The sequence below is a fragment of the Verminephrobacter eiseniae EF01-2 genome (genome assembly GCF_000015565.1).
In the GTDB taxonomy this organism is placed as follows: domain Bacteria; phylum Pseudomonadota; class Gammaproteobacteria; order Burkholderiales; family Burkholderiaceae_C; genus Acidovorax; species Acidovorax eiseniae.
The window spans coordinates 2,812,047-2,837,883 of record NC_008786.1 but is presented as its reverse complement, the minus strand read 5'-3'; the positions used below and the strand labels follow the sequence as shown (position 1 = coordinate 2,837,883).

Below are 25,837 nucleotides of genomic sequence, written 5' to 3'. Positions count from 1 at the left end.
CCGCGCCGCAAGGCGCTTGCGCGGGCTTCACATCCGGATCACCGTGCGCCCCTGCAGTTGGCCTTGCAACATGCGGCCCAGGTACTCGGGCAATTGCGCCAGCGTGATGCAGTGTCCGATGCGCTCCAGTCGGGTGGGCCGGTAGTCGCGCGCGATTTTGTCCCACACTTGGCGCCGCAGCGGCATCGGGCTGTTGGCATCGATGCCGATCAGGCGGATGCCGCGCAGGATGAAGGGCAAGACGGTCAGATCCAGTTCGGCGCCGCCGATGTTGCCAAAGGCGCTGATGATGCCTTCGGGCTGCATGGTGCGGGTCAGCCAGGCCAGGGTCTGGCCGCCTACCGAATCGACGGCGCCGGCCCAGCGGGCTTTTTCCAGCGGCTTCGGGCTGGCCGGGCTGCCGATCCGTCCGATCACCTCGCTGGCGCCCAGGGCCTTCAACGCAGCATGCGCATCGCTGTTGCCGGTCATCGCCGTCACCTGGTAGCCGCGCCCGGCCAGCATGTCGATGGCGATGCTGGCCACCCCTCCGGTGGCGCCCGTCACCAGCACCGGGCCGCGCTCGGGGGTCAAGCCGTTGTGTTCCATCCAGTGCAGCGCCAGGCCGGCGGTGTAGCCGGCCGCGCCCAGTATTGCGGCCTCCAGCAGCGTCAGGCCCCGGGGCAGGGGCAGCACCCAGTCGCCCGGGACACGGGCCCGTTGCGCATGGCCGCCGTCATGGTCTACGCCGATGCCAAAGCCGTGCACGATGACCTCGTCGCCGGGCGTGAAGCGCGCGTCATCCGAAGCGGCGACGCAGCCCGTCAGGTCGATGCCGCCGATGCGCGGGAACTGGCGGATGATGCCGTTGCGCCCGTGCGCGGCCAGCGCGTCCTTGTGGTTGATGCTGGAGTAGGCCACTTCGATCAGCACATTGCCGGGGCTCAGATCGCCGGGTTGCAGGGTTTCGATGCGGCGCGCAGGTTCGGGTTTGCCGTCATGCAGGCGCAGGGCTTGGAAGGAGGTCATGGCCGGGGTTTTCCAGGTTGCAGGATGCGCCGCGCCAGCGCGCTGCGGTGCACTTCGCTGGCACCGTCGTAGATGCGAAAGGGCCGCAGTTCGCGCAGGATCAGCGACACCGGCGTGTCTTGCGACATGCCCAGCGCGCCCATCATCTGCGCCGCCCGGTCGGCCACGCGATTGACGGCCTCGGAGACAAAGACCTTGGCCAGCGCAGATTCCTGCTTGACCGGTCGACCGGCATCCATCAGTGCCGCCACATGCCAGGTCATGAGCCGGCTGGCGTGCAGGTCGATATGCGCGTCGGCCACCATGGCCTGCACCTGCTGCAGCGCGGCCAGCGGCTGGCCGAAAGACTGGCGCGTCTTGACGTATTCCTGCGCGATCTCCATGGCGCGCGCGGCGCGGCCGATGAAGCGCATGCAGTGCGCAATGCGCGCCGGCTCCAGCCGGGCCTGCGCGTAGACCCAGCCCTGGCCGACTTCGCCCAGCACCGCATCAGGCCCCACTGCGCAGCCGGTGAGCGCGATTTCGCCGTGGCCGCCGATCTGCAAGCTGTCGATACCCGGCACATTGCGCACCAGCCGGTAGCCCGGGTTGTCGGCATCGACGATGAACAAGGTGGCACCCGAGCCGGTGCGCGCCAGCACGATGGCAAAGGCGGCATCCACCGCGCCGCTGATGAACCATTTTTTGCCGTCGAGCAGCCATTGGTCGCCGCGCCGCTGGGCGCAGGTTTGCAGCATCGCGGGGTCGGAGCCGGCCCCCGGCGCCGGCTCGGTCATCGCAAAACACGAGCGCAACCGGCCCTGCACCAGCGGGTTCAGGTAGCGCTGTTGCTGCGCCGGTGTGCCCAGTTGCTGCAAGCAGATCATGTTGGGCTGGTCCGGCGCTGCGCAGTGGGCGGCGATGGGGCCCAGGAAGCTGCGGCCCAGTTCCTCCAGCACCACCGCGCAGTCGCGCCAGGACAGGGCCAGCCCGCCAAGCGCTGCCGGCAATTGCGGGGCGTAGACGCCGGCCGCCCGGGCCTTGGCGCGCAGGCTGCCGGCCAGCGCGTCGAGCCGATCGAGGCCATGCGCCAGGGCCGCGCTTTCGTGCGGGATCAGTTGCTCGTCGACGAAGCGCCGCACCCGCGCGCGCAAGGCGGGCAGGCCCGGGCTGTGGCCGAAGATGTTCGCTGCGGCGGCGGCATCCATGCGCTCATTCCAGCGTGGCGCCGGTGCTTTTCACCAGCGCGGCCCAGCGCGCCGACTCCGCGCGCAGCGTCTGGCCGAAATGCTCGGGCCTGTCGCCCACCGGCTCGGCGCCCATGGCGACCATGCGGCTGCGGATGTCGGGGTCGGCCAGCGCCTTGACGGCGGCCGCATGCAGGCGCCCGATGATTGCCGCCGGCGTGGCGGCTGGCGCCATCAGGCCCTTCCAGGCGCTCACGTCGTAGCCCGCAAGGCCGGCTTCCTGCATGGTCGGGATGTCCGGCGCCGCCGCTGCGCGGCGGGTGCTGGCCACGGCAATGGCGCGCAGCCTGCCGCTCCTGACCTGCGGCAGCAAGGCCGGCATGTTGTCGATGCTCATGCTCACATGGCCGGCCAGCAGGTCGTTGAGCGCCAGGGCCGAGCCTTTGTAGGGCACATGCTGCATCGTCAAGCCGGCCATCTGGTTCAGCAGCGCGCCGGCCAGGTGCGACGGCGAGCCGGCGCCGGGCGAGGCAAAGGTGACGCCTTGGGGATGGGCCTTGGCATAGGCGATGAATGCCTGCAAATCCTTGGCCGGCACCTGCGCGCCCAGCACCATCAGGTTGTGTTCGGTCTGCAGTCGGGTGACGGGCGCCAGTTCCTTGAGCGGATCGAAGGACATGCCCTTGTACAGGCTTGGATTGATGACGATCTGCGCCGCCGCCGCCAGCAAAAGGGTGTGGCCGTCCGGCGCGGCGCGCACCACCGCTTCGGTGCCGATGTTGCCGCCGGCGCCGGTTTTGTTCTCCACCACCACCGGCTGCCCGAGTTCGGCGCGCAATTTGTCCGCGATCAGCCGCGCCGCGATGTCCGCCGAGCCGCCGGGCGCATAGCCGACGATCAGCCGTATCGGCTTTCCCGGCCAGGGCTGCTGCGCGTGCGCGCCGTCGTGGGTGGCTGCGGCGACGGCGGCGGCCAGAAGAACTGTTCTGCGCTGCATGGCGTGGCCTTTGGTGGCGGGGGTGCTCATTGCGTCTGGATGCGGGCGTCCGTGACGACGCGCCGCCACTTGTCGGTTTCGGCGCGGATATGTGCCGCGAACTCGGCCGCGCTGCTGCCCACCGCCTGCATGCCTTGCGCGTGCAGCCTGTCGCGTATCTGCGGCATCTGTAGCGCCTTGCGAATCTCCTGGTTCAGCCGTTCGACGATGGCTGGCGGCGTGCCGGCAGGCGCCAGCACGCCCCACCAGGAATAGGCTTGCATCGGATACCCCAGTTCCTTGAAGGTGGGCACCTCGGGGGCAATGCCGGAGCGCTCGGGCATGGCGATGGCCAGCGGCACCACGGCGCCGGTTTTCACATGCGCCAGCAGCGGGGAGAGGTTGTCGAAGCTCAGCGGCACCTGCCCGCCCACCAGGGCTGCGGCGGCCTGCGCACTGCCGTTGTAGGGGATATGCGCGATGCGGCTTTTCGACTCCAGCCGGAACAGCTCGCCGGCCAGATGGGGCGCGCTGCCGTTGCCTGCCGTGGCGTAGCTCAGGCCGCCTGGCGTGCCGTGGGACTGCGCCACCAGGTCGTTCAGGCTGGCGATGTTCGCGCCGGCATGGGCAAAGGCAAACACCGGCACGCGCACCAGCAGCGACACCGGCGCCAAGTCCCTCGAGGCGTCGTAGGGCAACTGGCCAAACAGCGCGGCGTTGGTCGCCAGGTTGGCCGTGCCGATCAGCAAGGTGTGGCCGTCCGGCGCTGCCTTGACGACGAACTGCGTGCCGGTGATGGTGGCGCCGCCGGGCTTGTTCTCCACCACCACCGGCTGCTCCAGCAACTCGCCCAGGCGCTGGCCCAGCATCCGGGCCAGCGTGTCGGCGCCGCCGCCGGCCGCGTAGGGGACGATGAGCCGCACGGGCCGGCGGGGATAGTCCTGTCCGGCCAGTGCCGCAGGCAGCAGCGCGGCCAACGCCAGCGCAGTGAGGATTTTGGTGCCGGGTTTCATCATCTTCGTCGGGTCCGGTGTGTCGTCACTGTCACTTCATGCCCTGAACTCATGGCCGGCCTGCGCATAGGTGCGCCGGGCAATGTTCAATTGGTGGATCTGGCTGGTGCCCTCGTACAGCCGAAACAGGCGCACGTCGCGGTAAAAGCGCTCGACCGGGTTGTCGGCAATGAAGCCGTAGCCACCGAGCATCTGCACGCAGCGGTCGGCCACGCGGGCGCACATTTCGGAGGCGAAGTACTTGCACATCGACGCCTGCATCGCCACGTCCTGCCCCAGGTCGCGCTGGCGTGCTGTCTCCAGCACCAGTGCGCGGGCGGCATGGATTTCGGTCTGGCAGTCGGCCACCATGGCCTGCACCAACTGAAAGCTGCCCACCGGCTGGCCGAACTGGCGGCGCCCGGCGGTGTGCTGCACCGCCTCCTGCAACATGCGCATGGCCGGGCCGATGCACAGGGCCGCCAGGTGAATGCGCTGCTTGTTCAGCACCTTCATCGCGGTCTTGAAGCCCCGGCCCTCCTGGCCGCCGATCAGGTTCGCTGCGGGCACGCGGCAGTTGTCGAAATACAGTGGCGCCACTGGCGAGCCGGCCTGGCCCATCTTCTGATACGGCTTGCCGACCACCAGGCCCGGTGTGTCGCGCTCGACCAGGAAGGCCGAGATGCCGCCCGCGCCCGGATGGGCCGGGTCGGTGCGCGCCAGCACGGTAAAGAGCTGCGCGATCGGCGCATTGGTGATGAAGCATTTGCTGCCACTGATCAGGTAGTGATCAGCGTCGCGCAGCGCGCGCGTGCGCAGTGCGCAGGCGTCCGAGCCGGCCTCGGGCTCGGTCAGCGCGAAGGCGCTGGTCCATGCGCCGCTGGCCAGCATCGGCAGGTACTTGTCTTTTTGCGCCGGCGTGCCGTCGGCCACCAGCGCTTCCGCGCCGATCCCGGTGTTGGTGCCGACGCGGGCGCGAAACGCCACCGCGCATTGCGACAGCTCCAGCGCGGCCAGGATCAGTTCCTCGGTCGTCATGCCGGCGCCGCCATAGGCGGCGGGGATCGAGTAGCCGAACAAGCCCTGCCCGCGCATGCGCTGCACGATCTCGGGCGGCACCTCGTCGCGCGCCGCCACCTCGGCTTCGTGCGGCACCAGTTCCTTGCGCACGAAGGCGCGCAACTGATCTATGAAATGCCCGAAGGCCTCGGGATCGCGGATCATGGGGGAAGGCTCCTCGATTTCGATCAAATCACCTGCGCCGAGCGCAGACAGGCGAGCTCGTCAGCGCCCAGACCGAGCGCGCCGAACACCTGCTCGTTGTGCTCGCCCAGCGCCGGCCCGCTGCGCGGAATCTGCGGCGCAAAGCCGGAAAAGCGCGGCACGGCGCAGGGCGCGGGCAACTCGCCCAGGTCCGGGTCGGGCAGGCGGATGATGGCCTGGCGCGCCTGCAAATGCGGGTCGGCGAGCACGTCATCGATGGCGTAGACCTTGCCAAAGGGCACCTCGTGCTGCTCGAGCACCTGCGCCAGTTCAGCGCAAGCCAGCGTGGCGCACCAGCGCTCGATGGCGCCGTCGAGCGCATCGATATGCAGCATGCGCTGCTGGCTGGAGCCAAAGCGCGGATCGCTGGCCAGCGCGGGCCGGCCCATGGCCTGGCACAGCCGCCGGAAAATCGGCTCGGACGAGGCCACCAGCGTGATCCAGCACTGGTCCTTGGTGCGGTATATGTTCGACGGCGCGGTGTAGGTGGCGCGGCTGCCGGCGCGGCAACGCACCTGGCCGAGTTGCTCGAACTCCGCCGCCAGCGGTTCGAGCATGCGCAGCATGGCCTCGGTGGCCGACAGGTCGATCTCGCGGCCGCACTCGCGCGGGTGCGCGCGCCGGTCGGCCACCGCGGCGGCAATGGAGAAGGCGCCGAACAGGCCCGCCACCATATCGCCCAGCGGGTAGTTCATATGCTGCGGGCGACCGTCGGCCTCGCCGGTCAGGTGGGCAAAGCCGCTCATCGCCTCGAAGATGCGGGCAAAGCCCGGGCGCGCGGCGTAGGGCCCGGTCTGGCCAAAGCCGGTCAGGCGCAGCACCGTCAACTGCGGGTTGGCGCGTTGCAGCGTCGCCAGGTCCAGGCCCCAGCGCTCCAGGGTGCCGGTGCGAAAGTTCTCCACCAGCACATCGAACTGCGGCAACAGGCGCAGCAACAGCGCGCGGCCCTCGGCCTTGCGCACATCGAGCGTGATGCCGCGCTTGCCGCGATTGGTCACCTTCCAGTACAGCGCATGCCGGCCCTTGACCGGCGCCAGGGTGCGCAGCGCATCGCTGCCGTCGGGCAGTTCCAGCTTGACCACCTCGGCCCCCAGGTCGGCGCACAGGGTGCAGGCAAAGGGGGCGGCCACCACGGTGGCCATGTCCAGGATGCGCACCCCGGCCAGCGGGCCGCTGCGCATATCCGGCGCAGCGCTGCGCGGCGCGGTGTCGGACGTTGAAGTGGCGGGCATGGCGGCGGCAGGTGATCGGGCTGCGGCCAGTGTGTGCTGCGCTGGCCCTTGCCGGCCACCGTTGTTTCAGTATGTTGAACGCGCCGATACCGGCGCGGCTTCACTGCGCAGCGCGCAGGCCCAGGGCCGCCTCTACCTGTCTGACCAGTTCGCACAGGGGCTGGGCCACCTGGCGCTCGGCCTGGGCAAAGCTGAACCGGGCAGCCAGCACGCCACAGTTCATCACCAGTTGCAAGCCGTCGACCGGGCGCGAGAAGGGCACGGCGAAGGCGTAGACATCCTTGCGGACATCCCCGCGCGTCGAGCAATAGGCTTTGCGGGCCAGGTCTTGCCGTGCCTGCTCGATGTCCGGCGCATAACGGGCGTGGCTGGCCGGGTCCTGCACCCGCAGTTGGTTCAGCACCGCGCACCGCTGCGCCGCGCTGGCATGGGCCAGCCAGGCGCGGCCCATGGCACTGCTGAGCATGGGCAGCGGCGTGCCGATGTCCGGCGGCACCAGCCGGGCATCGCCACGCCAGGCCGACTCGACATAGACCATGCTGCTGCGGTGCCGAAAGCCCAGCGACACCGCCCCGCCGACCCGTTCGGACAAGGCCATCATCCCGGGCCTGGCCAACTGCCGCGCACGCAGATGGGCCAGCAGCGGATAACCCAGCGCCACCGTTGCAGCGCCGAGCCGATAGCCGCTGCCTGCGGCGCCACGGCGCAGGTAGCCCAGCGCGCCGAGCGTGTGGGTCAGCCGCACCACGATGGGGCCGGGCAGGCGCAGGCGGCGCGTCAACTCGGCATGGCCCAGTTGCACTTCGCCCGGGCGGAAGCATTGGAGCAAATCGAGTCCGCGCGACAGGGTGTGCGCATGGGACACCGTGCCAGACACCGCGCCATGCGCCACCTCCAGTGGCAGCGCCACCGGCATTGCCGGCTGCGTTGCGGCGCGCCAATGGGCCTCGATGCGGCGCGCCAGGGCCATCAGCCGCGGCGCCACCCGGCTCTGGAGCTCGCCGGGGCGCAGGCTGCGGATCGGCACGCCGCAGTTGATGACCAGAGGCTCGGCATCGGCCGGCGCGTTCAGCGGCACGGCCACCGCATACACATCCGACTGCCAGTCGGCATGTGAGACGCAAAAACCGTGGCGCTGCAGATGTTCGATGGCCGGCCCGACGCTGCCGCACCATTGGGCCCAGGCGGCCGGCAAGTGCCGGCGCAGCAAGGCCAGCACCTCGCGCCGCAGGGCCTCGGGCGCCGCCGCCAGCCAGGCGCGACCCATCGCGGTTTGCAGCATCGGCAGCGCGGCGCCGACATCGGGGCAAAAGGCCATCGGATTGCTGCTGCGGCTGGTCTCCACATAAATCATGCGGGCGCGCTCACGCAGGCCCAGCGAAACCGAGCCACCCAACTCATCCGCCAATTGCTTCATGCCCCAACGCGCTTCGCGCCGGATACCCAGTCCGGCCAGCAGCGGATAGCCCAGGGTCAGGGCAGCCGAGGCCAGACGATGGCGGCGCTCGCCCGGCCCGCACTCGAGCAGGCCATGCGCCTGCAAGGTCAGGCTCAGCCGCGAGACAGTGGCCTTCGAGAGGCCGGAACGCTCGGCCAGTTCCTTGTTGGTCAGGCCCGCATGGGTGGCATCGAAAGCCTCGAGCAGGGCCAGGCCATGGGCCAAGGTAGTGGCAAAACGCGGATCGCGGGGCGGGCAGGCGGCAGACATGGGCAGCGACAGGCCCAAAGTGTGGTCCATGTCGTTGCCATGGCAAACCCCGCCGCATCGGTGGAGCAGAAAAATCCTGGCCTGCGGCTGCACGACACCGCGACCGCGATGAGCAAACCATCCCCGCCGTTCATCCCCGCCGTTCATCCCCGCCGTTGCTTGCCGCATCCCAAACCGTGCACACCCCCTGACCGGAGATGCTGCACGGGCGCGCGCCCAATTTTTGGTAATGATTTCATACCACAAGACACATTTGGATATACTGCACCGGCCCGAGGCAGTTGCCACCGTTCCTGCCACATCGATCCCCCCGGCAGACATTGCCCAAGGCCAGCCAACAAGACACCATGAATGGGTCGGTTTGTGAATCATGCTGTGCGCCAAGCCGACAGGCCCGCCCTGCCAGCGACCACAACGCGCCCCCAGTGACGGGTCAGCGCAGACCCGCGCAGACAGCCTGGCCAGCCCTGCGCGTTTTGGCCGCGAGGGTCTTGGGCCGGCTCGAAGCCACCACCACCATCATCACCGCCCGGCTGCTACCGGTCCTGTCACTGCCCTGCGCCGCCCTGGGAGCCACCGACCCGATCGGCTCGGGCCTGGCATGGCTGCAAAGCCAAATCCTGAGCGACGGCCAACCCAGCCGCACCTCGGCGCTGGTGGCGCCAACCCAAGCCCGTTGCGAAACCGCTAAAACCCTGCTGCGCCTGCTAGTGTCGCGTCACCGGTCAGATGTCGTAGGCTGCGCGCCGCCATCGGAGCGCAGCGCAAGGCGCATCGCGCAGCCAATACCGAGCTGTATTGGCAAGCGATGCAACGCCGCGATGCGCTTCGATGGCCAGCGCGGACCGACAGATGATCGGTGACGCGACACTAGGCAGCAGCCCCGCCGTGGTGACACTGACAAGCACCCTGCCGTCCGCTGCCTCGCACAGGCTGCTCGGCTCGATTGCCAACGCGGGCCGGGCCGAGCGCAGCGTTGCCGGCGGCTACAGCGCCGACCCGGGCCAGACCAGCCCGGTGCGGCGCCCGGCCGGACAGCTTCCCCGGATTGACCCGCCCCCATGCACTCGCACAACACCCTGACGCCCTGGCACCCCTGGCTGCGCCCGATTGCGCGCCTGTTGATCGGCACCCTCTTGTGCCATGCCTTGCTGCCTTTGAGCGCTTTGGCGCAGCAGGGGGCCGTGCCCGTTTCTCCGACAGATCAGGCACAGATACAGCGCCTGCGCCCGCCGCAGCAGCGCGATGGGCCGGGCCAGTCCGCCCGAACGCGCAGGCCGGCCCCGGCCAGCGAACGCATTGCGCGCAACCTGGCCCTGGCCCACAGCCTCGTGCGCGCGCTCGCCAAGCCGGTGGCTGCACCGGGCACCGGCGCCTTCGCCATCAAGAGTGCCTCTGGGCAAGCCAGCGAACAGCAGCAACTGCGCGCGCTCGTGCAAGCCATTGACGCCGACACCGACATGGCGCTGGCCGAATTCCACGCCAGCCGCGCCGACCTGATCGAGCAGCAAGTCGGCCCCGAGATCCTGGCCCGCCACGATCAGGCCGAAACCCAACTGCGCATCCGCGCCCAGACCCTGCGCCAGCGCCTGCGCGCCTGGCAGTCCCAACCCGACGAGCAGAACCTCGGCGCCATCGGCCAGTTCTTTGAGCAATACCCGGCAGCCCGCGCCCGCAACCCGCTCAACCCCGGCGAACTGCCCTGGGGTACGCCCCGGCCCACCACCGCTGAGCCGGCCAGCAGCCAAGCCGCCTGGCACCAGAGCCTGTACGCCGACCAGAAAGTGCTGCTGGCCCAGGCCGGCACCACGATCGCCGGCATCCGCTTCGACATCCCTCCGGCGCCCGGCACCGCCCCCGATGTGGCCGATCTGGCCCCCACGGCGGAGGTGACCCTCAGCCGCGCCATCCAGGCCAAAGCCGCGCAACTGGGCAACAACCCGGTGCTCATCGACAACTGGGTGCGCAACACGGTCGAGTTCCTGCCCACCTGGGGGGCCTTGCAAAATGCCGACAGCACCCTGCAAACCCTCAGGGGCAACGCCTTTGACATCGCCAGCCTGCACATCGCGTTGCTCAGGGCGGCCAAGATCCCGGCGCGCTACCAGTTCGGCACCATCGAGCTGCCCGCCGACAAGGTGCAAAACTGGGTCGGCGGCACCGCCAACGCGCAGGCGGCGCTCAACCTGTTGCACCAGGGCGGCATTGCTGCCACCGGGCTGGCCCGGGGCGGCGCCATCGAGCGCATCCGCATGGAGCATGTCTGGGTGCAGGCCTATGTCAACTGGTCGCCCGGCCGCGGCCATCGCCAAGGCGGCGCTGCGGCCAGTCCCCCGATCCGCACCCCGGACGCTCATCTGCAGCATGTCAACCCCAACGCCCATCTCAATGCCTGGGTGCCGCTCGATGCCAGCTACAAGCAGTACCGCTACACCTCCGGTCTGGACATCCGGAGCCAGGTCCCGCAGGACGCCTCGGCCCTGCTGAACGCCGCCCGGCACGATGACAGCACCATCGACACCGCCCAGGGCTGGGTGCGGCGCCTGAACCACGCGGGTATCCGGGCGCAACTCGATGCCTACCAGGACAGGGCGCTGACCTACATCCAGGCGCAAAAGCCCAACGCCAGCCTGGCTGATGTGTTCGGGCACAAGCGCATCATCGCCTGGGCCCCCGATGTCCTGGCCGGCGCCACCCCCTACGCCGTCGTGCTGCAAGGCCCGCAGACCACGGTGGTGCCCGATGCGCTGCGCTGGGCCATTACTTTCAAGCTGTACGCCAGCGCCAATGACAAAGCCGATGGCGCGCCGCTGCTGTCGCAGTCTGTGCTGTTCTCGGACATCGGCTCGCGGCGCATTACCGCCGAGGGGGTCGCCGCCAGCAGCGCCGATCAGGCCCTGATCGGGCAGTACGTGGCCAACGCCACGGCGTTGCCGCTGTATCTGATACGCCAGAAGACCCGGCTGAAACTCGACGATCGGGTGCTTGCCGAGTCCGGCCCGCAGCGCATGGGCGATCCCCAATGGTGGAGCTATGTGCTGACAGGCCCGCACTTTGGCAGCGTCGAGGAGGACTTCAAGTTCGAGAACGCCGTGGGCGATGCCATTGCCTTCAGCGTGGATGCCACCGGCATCCGTTGCCAGGATGCGCTCGACCGGGCCGCCGCCGTCGCGCCGGACACAGCGCTGGAGAACCTGCACCAGTTCGGCCTGGGCTATTGGTCGCGCGCCAATGAGGCCGGCGCCATCATGGCCAATGCCAGCAATGTCATTGCCTACCGCCTGCCATCGATCGGCCTGTTCACCTCCCCGCTGAGCGTGACGTATTCCTGGGGCATTCCCAGGACAGGGCAATACCGCAGCTACGCCGTGGATATCCGCAGGATGAGCGTGGCCGTCACGGGCGTCGCCAACCCGGCGGCCACGCGCGAGTATCTGCTGCAAACGGGGGCCAGAAACTCGTTCTTGGAGGGGCGCATCTTCGAGGAGATGCTCGGCTTGGCCCCCGGGGCTGCGGCCTCTGCGGTCAGCGTCATCGCGGCGGCCAACGATCAAGGCGTTGCCCTGTGGCAGTTGCACGCGGGCAACTTGCAGCAATACCTGGCGGTGACAACGGTGTCGGCCAGCATGCAGCAGCAAGTGGCCAGCGCTGTGGCCAACCGCCTGGAGGTGCTGGCCCCGCAAGCCCCGGTGCAACTGATGCGCTGGAGCGGGCAGGGTTTCATTGCCACCGATCCGCAAACCGGCGCCGGCGCTTACATCATCGATGGCGTGGGCAATGGCGGCGAGCTCGTCACTTGCGAGGAGTCGGTCCAACCCCTGGCCGAATCGATAGCCCAGCGCATATTGACGAGCATCGCGCTGTCCATCGCCGCCGCGCTGCTGGCAGTGACCGTCGTTTCCTTGCCGCCAGCGACCCCCGCGCTGGTGTCGGTCATGGTGATGTTGGGAATATCATCCCTGACGTTCTCGGCGCATGCCGCACCCAATCCTTGCGACAAGGGCAGCAAGGATTGCCATAGGGGGAGGTTTCAGGCCCAGGGGGGTAAAGGCGGTAGAAGTGGTGTGCATGCGGAGGAAAGTACCAAATGGGGACAGGCCGAACCACTTACCAAGCAGCAAGCTTTGGTGCTCGTTGAGCAATTGGAGGAAAAACTGACACGTCGGCAGTGGAAGGCGCGGGAGGATGGGTTCTTGCAACTGAAGGCATATATTAGGAAAATGCCTCCAGAAGGTATGTGTGCCGTTGATTTCGGATCCCAATCTTTCCCCAGGGGACGTAAAAAGCATAGCAACGATATCCGCGTCGATGCAGAAGTGTGGGCTGGTCAGGCATTCAAAAACTGATTGGAGGACATGAAATGAATAAGCTAATGGGGGTAAACTTCAAAAAGCTGGCCTTGATCGATGCCAACAAACTGGTGGATTCATTGGGTAGTTTGAACTGCACCATTCAATTCGGATGCCACAGCTATGCATCGGCGGGGGGTGAATATGAAATCTCCCGCATATGCATTTCTTCCAACGCAGAAAACCTGCAACGCCTCGCGCTCGTGTTGCTGGCCTGCGCCATCGGGACGCAGTCCGAAGCCTATCTTCCGATTGGCACTGGAGGGCCAACAAAAGGTATACAGATAGACTCTGAAAGACCTTCAGAATATGATCCATTCCATCAACCGAAATCCTTCACCTACACCCCGAAACGCAAACTCAAACGTTACCCCTGGTATCCATGGTCTTTGACATGTGATCATTGGACTGAACTGCCAGGCTTCGATCTGGATGACATTCCCGGAGAATCTTTGCATATATTCGACGGTCGAATGGATCTTCGCAAACCTCATCTCGTCTGTATCTATGGTTATCCCAAGGCATTCATGCGTCTGGCGCGACTGCTTCTGGACTATGCCAGCACGGACATTCCGCCGGAACAAATCGATCTGGAAATCGGCGGCGGCTTTCGAGGCGTCAGCTCAGCCAGCTACGAAGCCAGGTTTACAAGAATTGCAGACTGATTGGAGCAGATGAAATGAATCAACTGATGGGGATAAGCTTTAGAAAACTGGCCTTGGCCGATGCCAACCAAGTGGTTGCTTCGATCGGTAGCTTGAACTGTGCCATCAAAGTTCGCGGTAACAGCCACAATTTCTGTTGCATTCGTATTTATTCCGAGGCAGAAGATCTCCAACGCATCGCGATCACATTACTGGCTTGCGCCATTGGGACACAGCATCAGGTCTATCTTCCAATTGACACGGGAGATTTGGCAGAGAAATGGTCCTACAAATGGAACCCAAACCCCGGAAACAGCTTCGCAAAGGGCATACGGATAACCGCCGTGAGGCCTTCGATCGATCAGCCCAAGTCCTTCACCTATACCCCCAAAAGCAGACTCAAGCGCTACCCATGGTCTCCTTGGTACAAAACCTGTGATCCGCAGACCGAACTGCCAGTTTTCACGCTCGCGGGCATGCCCGGAGAAACTGCTTGTCCGCGCTTGTGGGACGGGCGACGGGATCTCCGCGAACCCTATATGGTCTGTATCGGTGGCCACCCCAAAGCCTTGATCCGCTTGGCACGCTTGCTTTTGGACTATTCCGACGCGAACATTCCATCGGATGAAGACATCGTCCTGGAAACCGAACGCGGACTCCAGGGCGTCGGGCCACTGAGCTACGAAGCTCGTTTTGAAAGAGTCGAGCCTTGCCGCTGCCCTGCCTGTGTTGGCGATTCAAGCTGACATTCGTGCCAATGGGGCGATGAATATGGAGCAGGCGCTTGCAGACTGATTGGGTACCGGGTGGCGGTGGTGTGATAAATCCACGCCATTGTTCAGGCGCAGGGTGTAAAGGCGGTAAAAGTGGCGTGTATGCGGAGGAAAGCACCACTGGCGCTTGCAAGCCAGGCATTCAAAGACTGATTGGAGGACATGAAATGAATAAGCTAATGGGGGCAGACCTCAGAAAACTGGCTTCGGTCGATGCCAATAAACTGGTGGATTCATTGGGCGGTAGTTTGAACTGCTCCATTCAGATCGGGTGTCACAGCTATGCATCGGCGGGGGGTGAATATGAAATCTCCCGCATATGCATTGCATCCAACGCAGAAGACCTGCAACGCCTCGCGCTCGTGTTGCTGGCCTGCGCCATCGGGACGCAGTGTGAAACCTATCTACCGATTACGGCCGTGGGTCCGACAAAGGGCATAAAGATAGGCTCGGCAAGACCTTTAGAATTTGATCCATTCCATCAACCAAAGTCCTTCACCTACACCCCGAAACGAGATCTCAAACGCTACCCCTGGTATCCATGGTCTTTGACATGTGATTATTGGACTGAGTTGCCATGCTTCGGCTTCGATTGCGCGCCAGGAGAATACTATACGAATATGCTGTGGAGCGGCCTGGCAGATATCCCAAAACCTCATGTCATCGTTGTCAGTGGTTATCCAAAAGCGTTGGTCCGTCTGGCGCGGCTACTCCTGGACTATGCCAACACGGACATCCCGCCCGAACAAATCGATCTGGAAGTCGACGGCGGCTTTCGAGGTGTTAAATCATTCAGTTACGAAGTCAGGTTTACAAGAATTGCAGACCGGTTGGAGTGCATGAAATGAATCAGTTGATGGGGATAGACTTTAAAAAACTGGCATCGATCGATGCCAACAAACTGGTTGATTCGATGGGCAGTTTGAACTGCACCATTGAAATGGGAGGCGGCATGTATGGCTCATTCGACATCCATTGGATTTGCATTGCTTCCAGCACGGAGGACCTCCAGCGCATCGCGATCGCATTGCTGGCCTGCGCCATTGGGACACAGCATCAGACCTACCTTCCGATCAGCACTGAATCTTTGACAGAAAACGAATCCCGGAGATGCAGCACAAAACCCTTAACCAGCTTCGGAAAAGGCATACGAATAACCGCGGCAAGACCTTCGATCGATCAGCCCAAGTCCTTCACCTATACCCCCAAACGCAAACTCAAGCGCTATCCTTGGTATCCGTGGTCTTTGACCTGTGATGCGCAGACCGAACTGCCAGTATTCACGCTCGCGGGCGTGCCCGGAGAAACTGCTTGTCCGCGCTTGTGGGACGGGCGACGGGATCTCCGCGAACCCTATATCGCCTGTATCGGCGGCCATCCCAAAGCCTTGATCCGCTTGGCACGGTTGCTTTTGGACTATTCCGACACAAGCATTCCATCGGATATAGACATCGTCTTGGAACCCGACGGTGGACTCCGAGGCGCCGGGCCACTCAGCTACGTAGCTCGCTTTGAAAGAGTCGATCCTTGTCGCTGCGCGGCCTGTGCTGGCGATTCAAGCTGACATTCGTGCCGAGGATGCAATGAATATGAGGCAGGCGCGTGCAGACTGATTGGGTACCGGATGGCGGCGGTGTGATAAATCCACGTCATTGTTCAAACGCAGGGTGTAAAGGCGGTAAAGTGGCGTGCATGTGGAGGAAAGCACCACTGGCGCTTGCAGGTCAGGCATTCAAAGACTGATTGGAGAACATGAAATGAATAAACTAATGGGGGTAAACTTCAAAAAGCTGGCCTTGATCGATGCCAACAAACTGGTGGATTCATTGGGTAGTTTGAACTGCACCATTCAATTCGGATGCCACAGCTATGCATCGGCGGGGGGTGAATACGAAATCTCCCGCATATGCATTTCTTCCAACGCAGAAAACCTGCAACGCCTCGCGCTCGTGTTGCTGGCCTGCGCCATCGGGACGCAGTGCGAAACCTATCTTCCGATTGGCACTGGAGGGCCAACAAAAGGTATACAGATAGACTCTGAAAGACCTTCAGAATATAATCCATTCCATCAACCGAAATCCTTCATCTACACCCCGAAACGTGAACTCAAACGTTACCCCTGGTATCCATGGTCTTTGACATGTGATCATTGGACTGAACTGCCAGGTTTCGATCTGGATGACATTCCCGGAGAATCTTTGCATATATTCGACGGTCGAATGGATCTTCGCAAACCTCATCTCGTCTGTATCTATGGTTATCCCAAGGCATTCATGCGTTTGGCGCGACTGCTTCTGGACTATGCCAGCACGGACATTCCGCCGGAACAAATCGATCTGGAAATCGGCGGCGGCTTTCGAGGCGTCGGTGTAGTCAGCTACGAAGCCAGGTTTACAAGAATTGCAGACTGATTGGAGCAGATGAAATGAATCAACTGATGGGAATAAGCTTTAGAAAACTGGCCTTGGCCGATGCCAACCAAGTGGTTGCTTCGATCGGTAGCTTGAACTGTGCCATCAAAGTTCGCGGTAACAGCCACAATTTCTGTTGCATTCGTATTTATTCCGAGGCAAAAGATCTCCAACGCCTCGCGATCACATTACTGGCTTGCGCCATGGGGACACAGCATCAGGTCTATCTTCCAATTGACACGGGAGATTTGGCAGAGAAATGGTCCTACAGATGGAACCCAAACCCCGGAAACAGCTTCGCAAAGGGCATACGGATAACCACCGTGAGGCCTTCGATCGATCAGCCCAAGTCCTTCACCTATACCCCAAAACGCAGACTCAAGCGCTACCCATGGTTTCCTTGGTCCATAACCTGTGATCCGCAGACCGAACTGCCAGTTTTCACGCTTGCGGGCATGCCCGGAGAAACTGCTTGTCCGCGCTTGTGGGACGGGCGACGGGATCTCCGCGAACCCTATATGGTCTGTATCGGTGGCCACCCCAAAGCCTTGATCCGCTTGGCACGCTTGCTTTTGGACTATTCCGACACGAACATTCCATCGGATGAAGACGTCGTCCTGGAAACCGAAGGCGGACTCCGGGGCGTCGGGCCACTGAGCTACGAAGTTCGTTTTGAAAGAGTCGAGCCTTGCCGCTGCCCTGCCTGTGTTGGCGATTCAAGCTGACATTCGTGCCGATGAGGCGATGAATATGGGGCAGGCGCTTGCAGACTGATTGGGTACCGGGTGGCGGTGGTGTGATAAATCCACGCCATTGTTCAGGCGCAGGGTGTAAAGGCGGTAAAAGTGGCGTGTATGCGGAGGAAAGCACCACTGGCGCTTGCAGGCCAGGCATTCAAAGATTGATTGGAGGACATGAAATGAATAAACTAGAGCATTTTTGATTTAAGTAGAAACATATCCAGAAAATGAAAAGTAGTTGGATAATTTCTGTGGTGTAAAACAATCAAGCAGGTGCCCGATGGTATTCCAAAGTCCATCGACAGTACGCTGTTCAGCTTTCCTGAGCAGGGCTTTCAGTTTGGAAAAGAATTTTTCGATAGGGTTCAAATCTGGTGAGTAAGGCGGAAGATAACGCAATGTTGCACCAACCCCCTCAATGGCCTCACGCACACCAGAGACTTTATGGCTGGACAAATTATCAGCGATCACGATATCACCAGGGTGCAGCGTAGGACACAGAAATTGCTGTATATAGGCCGGGAATGCTTCGCCATCCATAGGGCCATTCAAGACCATTGGGGCGGTCACGGCGTTCACCCGCAAGCCGGCAATGAAGGTGGTGATTTTCCGGTGACCATGTGGAACACTGGCTATGCAACGCTGTCCCTTCGGCGAACGGCCTCGTGTGCGGGTCATGTTGGTGGATGTGCCCGTCTCATCAAGGAACACAAGCTTTGTTGCGTCAAGTGCTGGCTGGCTTTCCTTCCATGCAACCCGATCCGCTTGCACATCCTTACGCTCTTGCTCGCTGGCGTGCAGAGTTTTTTTTAAAGCTCAAACCCCATTTATTCAGTTGGTGCCATAGGGCTGGGGCTTTGATCGTTATCCGATGTTCAGCCAGCCGTTCGCACATCTCGCGCAGTGTCAAATCCGCTCTGTCTTTAATCCATTCCCGCAACATAGGCTCCACTGGAGCAAGGCAAGATTTCCGATGCCCGCCAATCTGGAAACTATGTCGAATACCTTCTTCAAGACGCGTCTTGACTTGGTACACCCATACTCGACTGACTTCAAAACGCTTGGTAATATCGGTAGGACGATCTCCTTGTTCTATCGCCTTCAGCACCCTATCTCGCAAATCCTGCGAATACGCTTGCATTGCATACTCCTTCAGAAAAAAGACGCCGCATCATATCATGAATTGTTTGGTTTTAAGTCAAAGATGCTCTAGGGTCTTGCTCGATACGCAGTTTGTCGCCGACGACATTGGTGTGGATGCGGCTGAGCCATTCCGGGTCCTCGCTGGCCACCAGCATGCGTGCAGCGCTGCCACGGCAGAGCACCAGGTCGGTCGATCCATCGATCACGATCTTTCGCACGACCCGCAAGGGGCGTTCCTCCTGCGCCCATCCCTCAGTACGACGCCAGAATCCGGCCGCTCGATCACCGCCTGCTGTATTGAGTTGCTCGAAGATGCTCATCGTCCCTCATCCCCTCGGTTGCAATGGCAGCAGGCGCAAGCGCGTGCGGTTCGGATCGACCGTGAGCAACGCACCTTCTTCAAGTTCGGAAGCCATTTGTCGCAGGGCAATGACGATTTGCTTGCCGATCGCGTCCGGACTGACATCCTCCGCGCGAATCTGCACCACGCTCGGCTTTTCACCGTGGGTGGCAGCGAGGATCGCGCCGAAATCCAGATCGTGCGTGAGCCCCACGCAGTTGTTCGCACTGGCATAGGCCATGATTTCTGAGTCCTGGGCGTTGAAAGCTCCGACCGCGGACCAGTGTGTCGCCTCGATTCCTGCATCGGCCAGCACATCGACCCAACGGGGCGACAGGTTCATATCAACCAACAGCTTGATGCTGTGGCCAGCATGACCTCGCGTTCATCGGCGCGCCATGCCGCGTAGCGAAGCGCCTGCATGATGTCGTCGCGCTCCAGGTAGGGGAAGTCGGTCAGGATTTCGTCGGCGCTGCGACCTGCGCCGATCTGGCCCACGACCATGCCGACCGTGACGCGCATTCCGCGGATGCACGCCTTGCCACCCATGACCTCGGGCTGTTGGGTGATGCGATTGAGTTGATCCATGTTGCTGTTCCTTATCGAAACTCGTTGCATGATATCGGTTCGAGAAAATAATTTCGAATGCCCGAAAAGACCTGACCATGATACCGTACCGTCTAGTGGACTGTAATGATTGAATCAGTAGTAATTTTCCAAGTTGGATCAAAGTACTTCCACTTCACGGACTTGGGTTGCTCGTCGTACTTGCGGATGTAGCGCATGAGCTTTCTCTTGAGATCGGGTACCGAGGTGAATACGCCGCGAGCGATCACGTCGCGCTCAATCTTGGCGAACCACAGTTCAACCTGGTTGAGCCATGACGAGTAGGTCGGCGTGAAGTGCATACGCAGGTTCGGATGCTCACGGAGGAACGCGTCAACCAGCTTCGTCTTGTGTGCCGAGAGGTTGTCGACGATGACGTGAATTTCCTTGCCGCGCGGCTGATGGGCCACGATGTCGGCGAGGAAGGCGACGAACTCGGACGAGGTATGCCGCGTGGCGGTCTTGCCCAGCACTTCACCAGTCTTGGTATTGAAGGCGGCGTACAGCGAGAGCGTTCCATGCCTGAAGTACTCAAAGCCATGACGCTCGGCACGTCCCGGCGTGAGCGGCAGCACCGGGTTTTTGCGATCGAGCGCCTGAATCGCCGTCTTCTCGTCGACGCTGAAGACGGCCGCATGCTGCGGCGGGTTCAGATACAAGCCGATGACATCGGCTGCCTTGGTTTCAAAGTCCGGATCGTTGGAGGCGAGATAGCCTTCGAGCCGATGCGGTTTGAGTCCGTGCTTGGCCCAGATTAGCGCTGGCGACCGGCATGGCGAGAAAACAAGCCTGCCAAACGGTCAGCGGCAAAGCGCTTGCTCCAGAGAGCAATGTAGCTGTCATTGCAATCGAGCTTGGCCCTGATGGCGCTCCAGGTCAGTCCCTCGGCAAGCAGCAAGATCAGACGCGCACGACGCGCCAAATCCGCCCGAACGGCCCTTCCATTGGCTTGCTGCCGCAGTTCCACGATTTCGGCTTCGATCAAGTTCATCGTGTCCTCCAAGGAGGTAATTTACTATCTATTTAAACGTTATGGTCCACTAGTCCACCCGGTGCTTCTGCCCTCCAATGAACTCGATCAAGTCCTTCCGAATCAAGGCATCGCGTGTACGGATGGTCATTTTGATGTCCGCAAAGGTCGATCCGTCAGGCAAGGTCAATGTGGGGGTGAGCGCGAGAGCAGCCTCCCAGTCGGTCATCTGCACCTTGCCATCCTTGAACTCGTGGACCTGTTGCAGGAAGTGGCGCATTGATTCATCGCTCTTGGAAATGTTGAACGACTTGTCCAACAGGGAACAATTGCCCAGCAGGTTGATGAACGCAATCGCGTCGTCACGCGACTCGAAGTCGTCCGGGGCAATCAGTGTCTTTTCCTCATCAGTGCCAACGAAAGTGGCCAGCTTCGCCTTGATTTGCTGTTCAACCAAGCGCGCCCACCAAGCGTCGGCCACCGTGTGGTCGACTTCGAGCCTGGTTTGTTTGCAACCCGTGCGCATTTGAATGGAAGAGTTCTTCCAGCGGTCATCCTCCAGGCGATGCCAAACCCAAAGGAATGGGTGGTACGCATGAACACGATGTCGATATCGAACAAGCACGTTGTTGATCTGCTCGACGGCCTTCGTCGAAACACGTGCCATCATCTGATTGATGCCGTCGTCAACAGCGGCAATGAGTCCGGATGCTTGCGCAGTCTTAAGCTTGCCGAAAATGGTGTTCAGTTCCGTTGCAAAGTTCTGGAAGTTCAGTACAGCACCGTCACCCCACACATTGGCCCACTGTGATCCGAACACCCAACGGTCCAAGAACTGCGCGGCGCGCAGATTGAGTTGTTTTTCGAGACTATCTCTCTCAATCACAGAAACGCTGCCGGCAACAGCATCGAATCGGTCGAACGCAAGACGATACCAAGTCAGGTAAACGATGATCGCATTGAATGAACCTTGGTTCTCAAGCAGATCCCGCTCCTTGATCAAGTCCGCGCAGCTTTCGACTCGCGGCTTCAACTTCGTCCAAGTAGCGGCGACGGACGCGGCCATGGATCGAACGATTTCCCCCTTGAGCAAGTCCTTCGAATCGAGAAGAGTTCCGCCACGACACTCGACGGCCCAGACAAATGAAATGAGACGAACGATCTCATCAGTCTCGATGCGAAAGCCGCGATCGCCAAGCGCCGTTCTCAGTTCCTCAAGGCACTGCCCGGCAGTCTTGTTGTCGGCCTTCTCCGGCAACCATCCCACTTTAAGCCAAGCCAGGGTAATTTCCTCGCGGGTCAACGTGCGGCCTGCCGTGTCCAGTCGCGTGAAGATGTTGACGATCGCGTCGCTGTAGTCGTCCTTGCTCCATTGCGGTGTCAACTCGAAGGACTCGATCTGAAGCGCGGGAACAAAGCTGTTGATCTTGACGTTTTCGACCACCTTCATGAACTCCGCCAGTGAGTCCAAGAGATCAAGGCGACCGGCGTCACTCACCCCGTGCTCCTTGAGCATTGGCTCCAAGAGCTTCTTGTACTCACGCTCGGAAAGATCCTTCTGAACCAGGTCCCAAAATCTGGATAGGCGGATGAATCGACCGGGATTGCCTTTTGCGGTTTCCAGGGGGTACACATAGTTGGCGGGACGCGACTCGACGGACTGTCCGGTGACTGAGTCGAGAATTGCCCACTCCAGGATCTTGCCGGCCTCAATCTTGCGAACGATGTCGTTCTTTGCTTTCAGCTCGCCAGTGAACTTCTGCAGATCGATGCACATCGACGCCTTGGACCAGTGGTTGCTTGGCTTTACTCTGCGATCTTGGAGGTCCAGCGCCCACTCCGAATCCAGCAACTGGAAACCCCATTGATCGCCACCCAACGCGAGGATCAGACTCTGGACGCGTTGCTGACCATCCAAGACCATTTGGTAGGTAGCGGGTTGCCCGAGTGCTGAGTTCTGCGAGCCATTGTCATTCCCGGTGCGATCCACAACTTGCCAGAATGGGCGGTGTGGGATCCCTTCGTTGGCTTCAAAGCAATCCGGTTTCACCTCCCACAGCAGCAATGAACCAAACGGCCAGCCTCGGAACAGTGAGTCAACGAGCATGGTGACTTGCCGAGGACTCCAGACGTACGGGCGCTGAAGGTCCGGGATGACGTAGGTCGCATTGATGGTGGCCTTCTTGATGATCTCGGCCAGCGGCTCACGTTTGGAGTCGTACTTGATGCTCATCTTGTGTCCCTCAAATAGTGGCGCGCAGCGCGACGAACTGGTTGCTGGGGCCTGCCGCGCGCAATTCCAATGCCGGGCTCCTCGACACCACATGGCCTAGTTCACTGCATCATTGAATAAGCACCTGTCGAATGCGCCTTCATGGATCGTCGTACTTCCACTTGATGGGCTTGGGATTCTTGTTGTGTTCGCGGATGTAGCGCATCAGCTTTCGCCCCAAGTCCTTCACCGAGGTAAATACGCCGCGGGTTATGACATCACGCTCAATGCGCGAGAACCAGTTCTCCACCTGGTTCAGCCACGACGAGTACGTGGGTGTGAAGTGCATGCGCACGTTGCCGTGCCGTACAAGGAAGTCCCGCACGCGCTGGCTCTTGTGGCTGCTGACGTTGTCGCAGATGACATGGATCTCCTGCCGCTGGCACTGGCTGGCGACGATGTCGGTAAGGAAGGCGACGAATTGCTCGCTGGTGTGGCGCGCCGCGGTCTTGCCCAGCACCTGGCCGGTGGCGGTGTTCAGCGCCGCGAACAAGCTCAGTGTGCCGTTTCTCTTGTACTCGAATCCGTGGCTCTCGGCACGCCCTGGCGACAACGGAAGCATCCGGTCCTTGCGATCGAGTGCCTGGATGGCGGTCTTCTCATCGACGCAGAACACCACGGCGTGCGCCGGTGGATTGAGGTACAGCCCGATCACATCGGCCGCCTTGGTCTCGAAGTCCGGGTCGTTGGACACCATGTGTCGATCCAGTCTTTGCGCTCGCACGTTGTGCTTGCGCCAGATGCGCTGAACCGCAGAAACGGATACGTCGCCAAGTTCAGCCGACAGCTTGTAGCTGCTCCAGTGCGTGGAGCCATCGCTCGGCTTGCGCCTGAGCGTGTAGTTGAGCACCCGCGCCTCCAGTTTGGCCGGTGGCTGCTTGGGCGCGCGTCCCGGATGCCGGGCGTACATGCCCGCCAGGCGCTCGCTGAGAAAGCGGCTGGACCAGCGGGAGATGAAACGCGAGTCGCATTCGAGCCTTTGCATGATGGTGTCGCGCGACTGACCCTCTTCGAGCATGAGGATCAGCTTGGCCCTGCGCACGTCCGCCACGCGCGCCGTGCGGCTACGCGTGGCAGTCAGCAATTTGTCTCGCTCGGCGTCGGTCAGATTCATTTTTCCCATGCGTTGCATTTAACCACAAACGGGGTGTTGTTTCAATGGTGCGGTGGACTAGCCTGGACCCGGCGCGAATACGGGTTGGCGCTGCAAGCGGCAGAAACGGGCCGTATCGGCTGCGGCTTCATCACATGGAAACTCGACGAGGACGCCTCGGCGCTGGACTGGCTGCTCGACTTGGCGCCCGCGCAACGCCCCCGGGCCGTGCTGCTGTCGTTTGGCGATCCGGGCCCCTATGCAGCGCGCATACGGCGCAGCGGCGCCGCGCTGATCTGCCAGGTGCAGCGCCTGGAGCCATTGCCCCAGGCCGTGCAAGCGGGCGCGCAGGTGATCGTGGCCCAGGGCGCCGAGGCCGGAGGCCACGGCATGAACGCGCTCGATGGCCGGGCCACGATGACCTTGGTGCCGGAGTTCGCCGACTGGCTCGCCGCCCATGCGCCCGAGACGCTGCTGCTGGCCGCAGGCGGCATTGGCGATGGGCGCGGCCTGGCGGCGGCCCTGATGCTGGGCGCCGATGGCGCGCTGCTCGGCTCGCGCCTGTGGGCCACGGCCGAGAGCCTGGCGGCGCAGGGCGCCAAGGAACTGGCGCTGCAAACCGACGGTGACGGCACGGCCCGCAGCCCGGTGTTTGACATCCTGCGGCGCAAGGACTGGCCTGCGCCTTATGACTTTCGCGCGATTCGCAACGCGCTGCACAGGCACTGGGAGGCGCAGATCGACGCGCTGCGCGCCGCGCCCGATGCGGCGCGGGCGGTGTACGAGGCCGGCGTGCAGGCCGGCGACTACGGCGCAGCGCATGCCACCGTGGGCGAGGTCGTGGGTCTGGTGCATGACCTGCCAGGCGCTGCCGGGCTGATTACGCGCATCGACCGGCAGGCGCGCGCGCTGCTGCGTTGATCGCGCCTGGTGTCGCGTCACTGATCATCTGTCGGTCTGCGCTGGCCATCGAAGCGCATCGCAGCGTTGCATCGCTTGCCAATACATCTCGGTATGGGCCGCGCTATGCGCCTTGCGCTGCGCTCCGATGGCTGCGCGCAGCCTGCGACATCTGATCGGTGACGCGTCACCAGCGCTAATGGAAAAAGCGCCAGAGCCCGAGCTCGATCGCCCCCGCAGACAACCACCCGGAGCGCGCTGCGCCGAGGTTGCTCCAGGGCAGCGCGCGCGACGGGTCCTCGATGATGGGGGGCCGGGCGTTGATGGTCTCGCCGGCCAGCACGCGCTCGTACATGCGCAGATAGTCGCGCGCCATGCGTTGCGCGCCGAACTGCTCCAGCACATGCGCCTGGCAGGCGCGCCGGTCGAAGCGGTTGTTGCGCACCGCCTCGGCCAGCACGGCGGCCTGGGTCGACAGCACGCCGCAATGCGCTGGCACCAGTTCGGGCAACGCGCCATAGGGCGTGGCAAACACCGGGCAGCCGAAGTACAGGCTTTCGATCACGGCCAGCCCGAAAGGCTCGTGCCAGCGCACCGGAAAGATCAGCCCGCGCGAGGCGTTGAGCAAGTCCATCTTGCGCGGGCCGCCGACCATGCCGTGAAAGTGGACCCGGCGCGACAGCGTCCAGCGCAGACCCCGGTGAAAGTTCAGGCGCTTGCCGCCCAGAACCTCCAACTCGACACCGGCCAGATGGGCCACGCGGATGGCCCCGCGCAGGTTCTTCACCCCCCAGGCGGCCTTGCCCAGAAAGTGGTACTGCGGGCGCGGGCGGCCAAAGTCCACCGGGCCGTAGCTGTCCCAGTCGAGCCCGTTGTACACGAACTCGGTCGAGCCATGGCGCGCCGCATGGTCGCGCGAGAGGAACACCGTGTTGCGCGGCAGCGGCCGGGGCTTGCGCGCGTTGCCATGCTCGGTCACCAGATAGGGGCGGTCGACATCGGTGCGCGGGTTGAACTGGAAATGCGTGATGTCTACCGAGGCCGGAATCTGCTCCTCCCACGGCACATCGGGCTGGAGCAGCCGCAACTGCGCAAAGTCGCAGTGCGACCCTTGGGGCACCAGATAGCTCACGCGGTGGCCTTGCTGCACCAGCGCCTTGCCCAGGTCCCAGATCACGCGCTCGGTGCCGCCATAGCCATAAACGGGGATGGGCGAGTTGTTGGCCAGCAGGATGTGCATCGAAAAAACCC

General features: G+C 62.7%; 24 protein-coding genes and 1 pseudogene. 9 read left to right on the top strand and 16 right to left on the bottom strand.

Annotated features, from left to right (window positions below):
- Nucleotides 1-27: 27 nt before the first annotated feature.
- From VEIS_RS12230 to VEIS_RS26190, 8 genes are all read right to left on the bottom strand, one after another.
- Nucleotides 28-1,008, bottom strand: a complete 981-nt coding sequence (locus tag VEIS_RS12230) for a YhdH/YhfP family quinone oxidoreductase (RefSeq protein ID WP_011810250.1) — start codon at nt 1,006-1,008, stop codon at nt 28-30.
- The gene (locus VEIS_RS12225) at nt 1,005-2,195 is read right to left on the bottom strand and encodes an acyl-CoA dehydrogenase family protein (protein ID WP_011810249.1); all 1,191 of its coding nucleotides are present in this window, start codon (nt 2,193-2,195) and stop codon (nt 1,005-1,007) included. Before VEIS_RS12225 ends, VEIS_RS12230 begins: the two co-directional genes overlap by 4 nt.
- A 4-nt stretch (nt 2,196-2,199) precedes the next feature.
- Nucleotides 2,200-3,171: a Bug family tripartite tricarboxylate transporter substrate binding protein gene (locus tag VEIS_RS12220; RefSeq protein WP_041950793.1), complete on the bottom strand. Its 972-nt coding sequence runs from the start codon at nt 3,169-3,171 to the stop codon at nt 2,200-2,202.
- A 26-nt stretch (nt 3,172-3,197) separates the two neighbouring features.
- On the bottom strand, nt 3,198-4,166 hold the full coding sequence (locus VEIS_RS12215) for a tripartite tricarboxylate transporter substrate binding protein (protein WP_011810247.1): 969 nt from the start codon (nt 4,164-4,166) through the stop codon (nt 3,198-3,200).
- Nucleotides 4,167-4,199: 33 nt separating this feature from the next.
- A complete protein-coding gene (locus VEIS_RS12210) occupies nt 4,200-5,366 on the bottom strand; it encodes an acyl-CoA dehydrogenase family protein (protein WP_011810246.1) in 1,167 nt (388 codons plus the stop codon).
- Between the two features lie 23 nt (nt 5,367-5,389).
- The gene (locus VEIS_RS12205; RefSeq protein ID WP_011810245.1) at nt 5,390-6,637 is read right to left on the bottom strand and encodes a CaiB/BaiF CoA transferase family protein; all 1,248 of its coding nucleotides are present in this window, start codon (nt 6,635-6,637) and stop codon (nt 5,390-5,392) included.
- A 100-nt stretch (nt 6,638-6,737) separates the two neighbouring features.
- The gene (locus tag VEIS_RS31340; RefSeq protein ID WP_321161054.1) at nt 6,738-8,375 is read right to left on the bottom strand and encodes an IclR family transcriptional regulator; all 1,638 of its coding nucleotides are present in this window, start codon (nt 8,373-8,375) and stop codon (nt 6,738-6,740) included.
- A gap of 688 nt (nt 8,376-9,063) precedes the next feature.
- A complete protein-coding gene (locus VEIS_RS26190) occupies nt 9,064-9,216 on the bottom strand; it encodes a hypothetical protein (protein WP_157048362.1) in 153 nt (50 codons plus the stop codon).
- 17 nt (nt 9,217-9,233) lie between these two features.
- Between VEIS_RS26190 and VEIS_RS28690 the strand changes: the two genes are divergently transcribed.
- From VEIS_RS28690 to VEIS_RS26160, 8 genes are all read left to right on the top strand, one after another.
- On the top strand, nt 9,234-9,428 hold the full coding sequence (locus VEIS_RS28690) for a hypothetical protein (RefSeq protein ID WP_157048361.1): 195 nt from the start codon (nt 9,234-9,236) through the stop codon (nt 9,426-9,428).
- A complete protein-coding gene (locus VEIS_RS12190; protein ID WP_011810243.1) occupies nt 9,407-12,691 on the top strand; it encodes a transglutaminase-like domain-containing protein in 3,285 nt (1,094 codons plus the stop codon). The genes VEIS_RS28690 and VEIS_RS12190 overlap by 22 nt, the downstream gene beginning before the upstream one ends.
- A 14-nt stretch (nt 12,692-12,705) precedes the next feature.
- Nucleotides 12,706-13,359 (top strand): hypothetical protein, encoded by a 654-nt coding sequence (locus VEIS_RS26185; RefSeq protein WP_083758617.1) that lies wholly within the window; start codon nt 12,706-12,708, stop codon nt 13,357-13,359.
- Nucleotides 13,360-13,373: 14 nt separating this feature from the next.
- The gene (locus VEIS_RS26180; protein ID WP_011808245.1) at nt 13,374-14,084 is read left to right on the top strand and encodes a hypothetical protein; all 711 of its coding nucleotides are present in this window, start codon (nt 13,374-13,376) and stop codon (nt 14,082-14,084) included.
- A gap of 194 nt (nt 14,085-14,278) precedes the next feature.
- On the top strand, nt 14,279-14,959 hold the full coding sequence (locus VEIS_RS26175; protein WP_083758616.1) for a hypothetical protein: 681 nt from the start codon (nt 14,279-14,281) through the stop codon (nt 14,957-14,959).
- Nucleotides 14,956-15,675, top strand: coding sequence for a hypothetical protein (locus VEIS_RS26170; protein WP_083758615.1), 720 nt, complete (start codon nt 14,956-14,958; stop codon nt 15,673-15,675). The genes VEIS_RS26175 and VEIS_RS26170 overlap by 4 nt, the downstream gene beginning before the upstream one ends.
- A 193-nt stretch (nt 15,676-15,868) precedes the next feature.
- Nucleotides 15,869-16,522, top strand: a complete 654-nt coding sequence (locus VEIS_RS26165) for a hypothetical protein (protein WP_157048493.1) — start codon at nt 15,869-15,871, stop codon at nt 16,520-16,522.
- 14 nt (nt 16,523-16,536) lie between these two features.
- On the top strand, nt 16,537-17,247 hold the full coding sequence (locus VEIS_RS26160; protein ID WP_011810238.1) for a hypothetical protein: 711 nt from the start codon (nt 16,537-16,539) through the stop codon (nt 17,245-17,247).
- Nucleotides 17,248-17,466: 219 nt separating this feature from the next.
- Here VEIS_RS26160 and VEIS_RS31595 read toward each other — a convergent pair.
- From VEIS_RS31595 to VEIS_RS12140, 7 genes and pseudogenes are all read right to left on the bottom strand, one after another.
- A protein-coding gene (locus VEIS_RS31595) for an IS630 family transposase (protein ID WP_407831819.1) occupies nt 17,467-18,403 on the bottom strand; the annotation gives its coding sequence in 2 pieces (ribosomal slippage) (nt 17,467-18,075 and nt 18,077-18,403; 936 coding nt in all).
- 52 nt (nt 18,404-18,455) lie between these two features.
- On the bottom strand, nt 18,456-18,725 hold the full coding sequence (locus tag VEIS_RS12165) for a hypothetical protein (protein WP_011810235.1): 270 nt from the start codon (nt 18,723-18,725) through the stop codon (nt 18,456-18,458).
- A 6-nt stretch (nt 18,726-18,731) separates the two neighbouring features.
- Entirely contained in the window at nt 18,732-19,088 is a 357-nt protein-coding gene (locus VEIS_RS12160) for a DUF5615 family PIN-like protein (protein WP_232287672.1), read from the bottom strand.
- On the bottom strand, nt 19,085-19,333 hold the full coding sequence (locus VEIS_RS12155; protein WP_011810233.1) for a DUF433 domain-containing protein: 249 nt from the start codon (nt 19,331-19,333) through the stop codon (nt 19,085-19,087). The genes VEIS_RS12160 and VEIS_RS12155 overlap by 4 nt, the downstream gene beginning before the upstream one ends.
- A 92-nt stretch (nt 19,334-19,425) precedes the next feature.
- A pseudogene (locus tag VEIS_RS12150) lies at nt 19,426-20,342 on the bottom strand (IS630 family transposase).
- Between the two features lie 49 nt (nt 20,343-20,391).
- Complete coding sequence (locus tag VEIS_RS12145) at nt 20,392-22,554, bottom strand: DUF262 domain-containing protein (RefSeq protein WP_041949990.1); 2,163 nt, start codon at nt 22,552-22,554, stop codon at nt 20,392-20,394.
- Nucleotides 22,555-22,693: 139 nt separating this feature from the next.
- Nucleotides 22,694-23,725 (bottom strand): IS630 family transposase, encoded by a 1,032-nt coding sequence (locus VEIS_RS12140; RefSeq protein WP_011810229.1) that lies wholly within the window; start codon nt 23,723-23,725, stop codon nt 22,694-22,696.
- Here VEIS_RS12140 and VEIS_RS12135 point away from each other — a divergent pair.
- Complete coding sequence (locus VEIS_RS12135) at nt 23,720-24,607, top strand: NAD(P)H-dependent flavin oxidoreductase (RefSeq protein WP_232287671.1); 888 nt, start codon at nt 23,720-23,722, stop codon at nt 24,605-24,607. The genes VEIS_RS12140 and VEIS_RS12135 overlap by 6 nt on opposite strands.
- Nucleotides 24,608-24,782: 175 nt before the next feature.
- Here the strand turns inward: VEIS_RS12135 and VEIS_RS12130 are convergent, their stop codons facing one another.
- On the bottom strand, nt 24,783-25,826 hold the full coding sequence (locus VEIS_RS12130; RefSeq protein ID WP_011810227.1) for a glycosyltransferase: 1,044 nt from the start codon (nt 25,824-25,826) through the stop codon (nt 24,783-24,785).
- Nucleotides 25,827-25,837: the final 11 nt, after the last annotated feature.

Coding starts and splice junctions, on each gene's coding strand:
- VEIS_RS12145 (WP_041949990.1), bottom strand. CDS start 22,554: ATGAGCATCAAGTACGACTCCAAACGTGAGCCGCTGGCCGAGATCATC.
- VEIS_RS12225 (WP_011810249.1), bottom strand. CDS start 2,195: ATGGATGCCGCCGCCGCAGCGAACATCTTCGGCCACAGCCCGGGCCTG.
- VEIS_RS26185 (WP_083758617.1), top strand. CDS start 12,706: ATGAATAAGCTAATGGGGGTAAACTTCAAAAAGCTGGCCTTGATCGAT.
- VEIS_RS26180 (WP_011808245.1), top strand. CDS start 13,374: ATGAATCAACTGATGGGGATAAGCTTTAGAAAACTGGCCTTGGCCGAT.
- VEIS_RS12190 (WP_011810243.1), top strand. CDS start 9,407: ATGCACTCGCACAACACCCTGACGCCCTGGCACCCCTGGCTGCGCCCG.
- VEIS_RS26160 (WP_011810238.1), top strand. CDS start 16,537: ATGAATCAACTGATGGGAATAAGCTTTAGAAAACTGGCCTTGGCCGAT.
- VEIS_RS12230 (WP_011810250.1), bottom strand. CDS start 1,008: ATGACCTCCTTCCAAGCCCTGCGCCTGCATGACGGCAAACCCGAACCT.
- VEIS_RS12155 (WP_011810233.1), bottom strand. CDS start 19,333: ATGGATCAACTCAATCGCATCACCCAACAGCCCGAGGTCATGGGTGGC.
- VEIS_RS12165 (WP_011810235.1), bottom strand. CDS start 18,725: ATGAGCATCTTCGAGCAACTCAATACAGCAGGCGGTGATCGAGCGGCC.
- VEIS_RS12220 (WP_041950793.1), bottom strand. CDS start 3,171: ATGCAGCGCAGAACAGTTCTTCTGGCCGCCGCCGTCGCCGCAGCCACC.
- VEIS_RS31340 (WP_321161054.1), bottom strand. CDS start 8,375: ATGGACCACACTTTGGGCCTGTCGCTGCCCATGTCTGCCGCCTGCCCG.
- VEIS_RS12130 (WP_011810227.1), bottom strand. CDS start 25,826: ATGCACATCCTGCTGGCCAACAACTCGCCCATCCCCGTTTATGGCTAT.
- VEIS_RS12210 (WP_011810246.1), bottom strand. CDS start 5,366: ATGATCCGCGATCCCGAGGCCTTCGGGCATTTCATAGATCAGTTGCGC.
- VEIS_RS26170 (WP_083758615.1), top strand. CDS start 14,956: ATGAATCAGTTGATGGGGATAGACTTTAAAAAACTGGCATCGATCGAT.
- VEIS_RS26165 (WP_157048493.1), top strand. CDS start 15,869: ATGAATAAACTAATGGGGGTAAACTTCAAAAAGCTGGCCTTGATCGAT.
- VEIS_RS12205 (WP_011810245.1), bottom strand. CDS start 6,637: ATGCCCGCCACTTCAACGTCCGACACCGCGCCGCGCAGCGCTGCGCCG.
- VEIS_RS12140 (WP_011810229.1), bottom strand. CDS start 23,725: ATGCAACGCATGGGAAAAATGAATCTGACCGACGCCGAGCGAGACAAA.
- VEIS_RS26175 (WP_083758616.1), top strand. CDS start 14,279: ATGAATAAGCTAATGGGGGCAGACCTCAGAAAACTGGCTTCGGTCGAT.
- VEIS_RS12160 (WP_232287672.1), bottom strand. CDS start 19,088: ATGAACCTGTCGCCCCGTTGGGTCGATGTGCTGGCCGATGCAGGAATC.
- VEIS_RS12215 (WP_011810247.1), bottom strand. CDS start 4,166: ATGATGAAACCCGGCACCAAAATCCTCACTGCGCTGGCGTTGGCCGCG.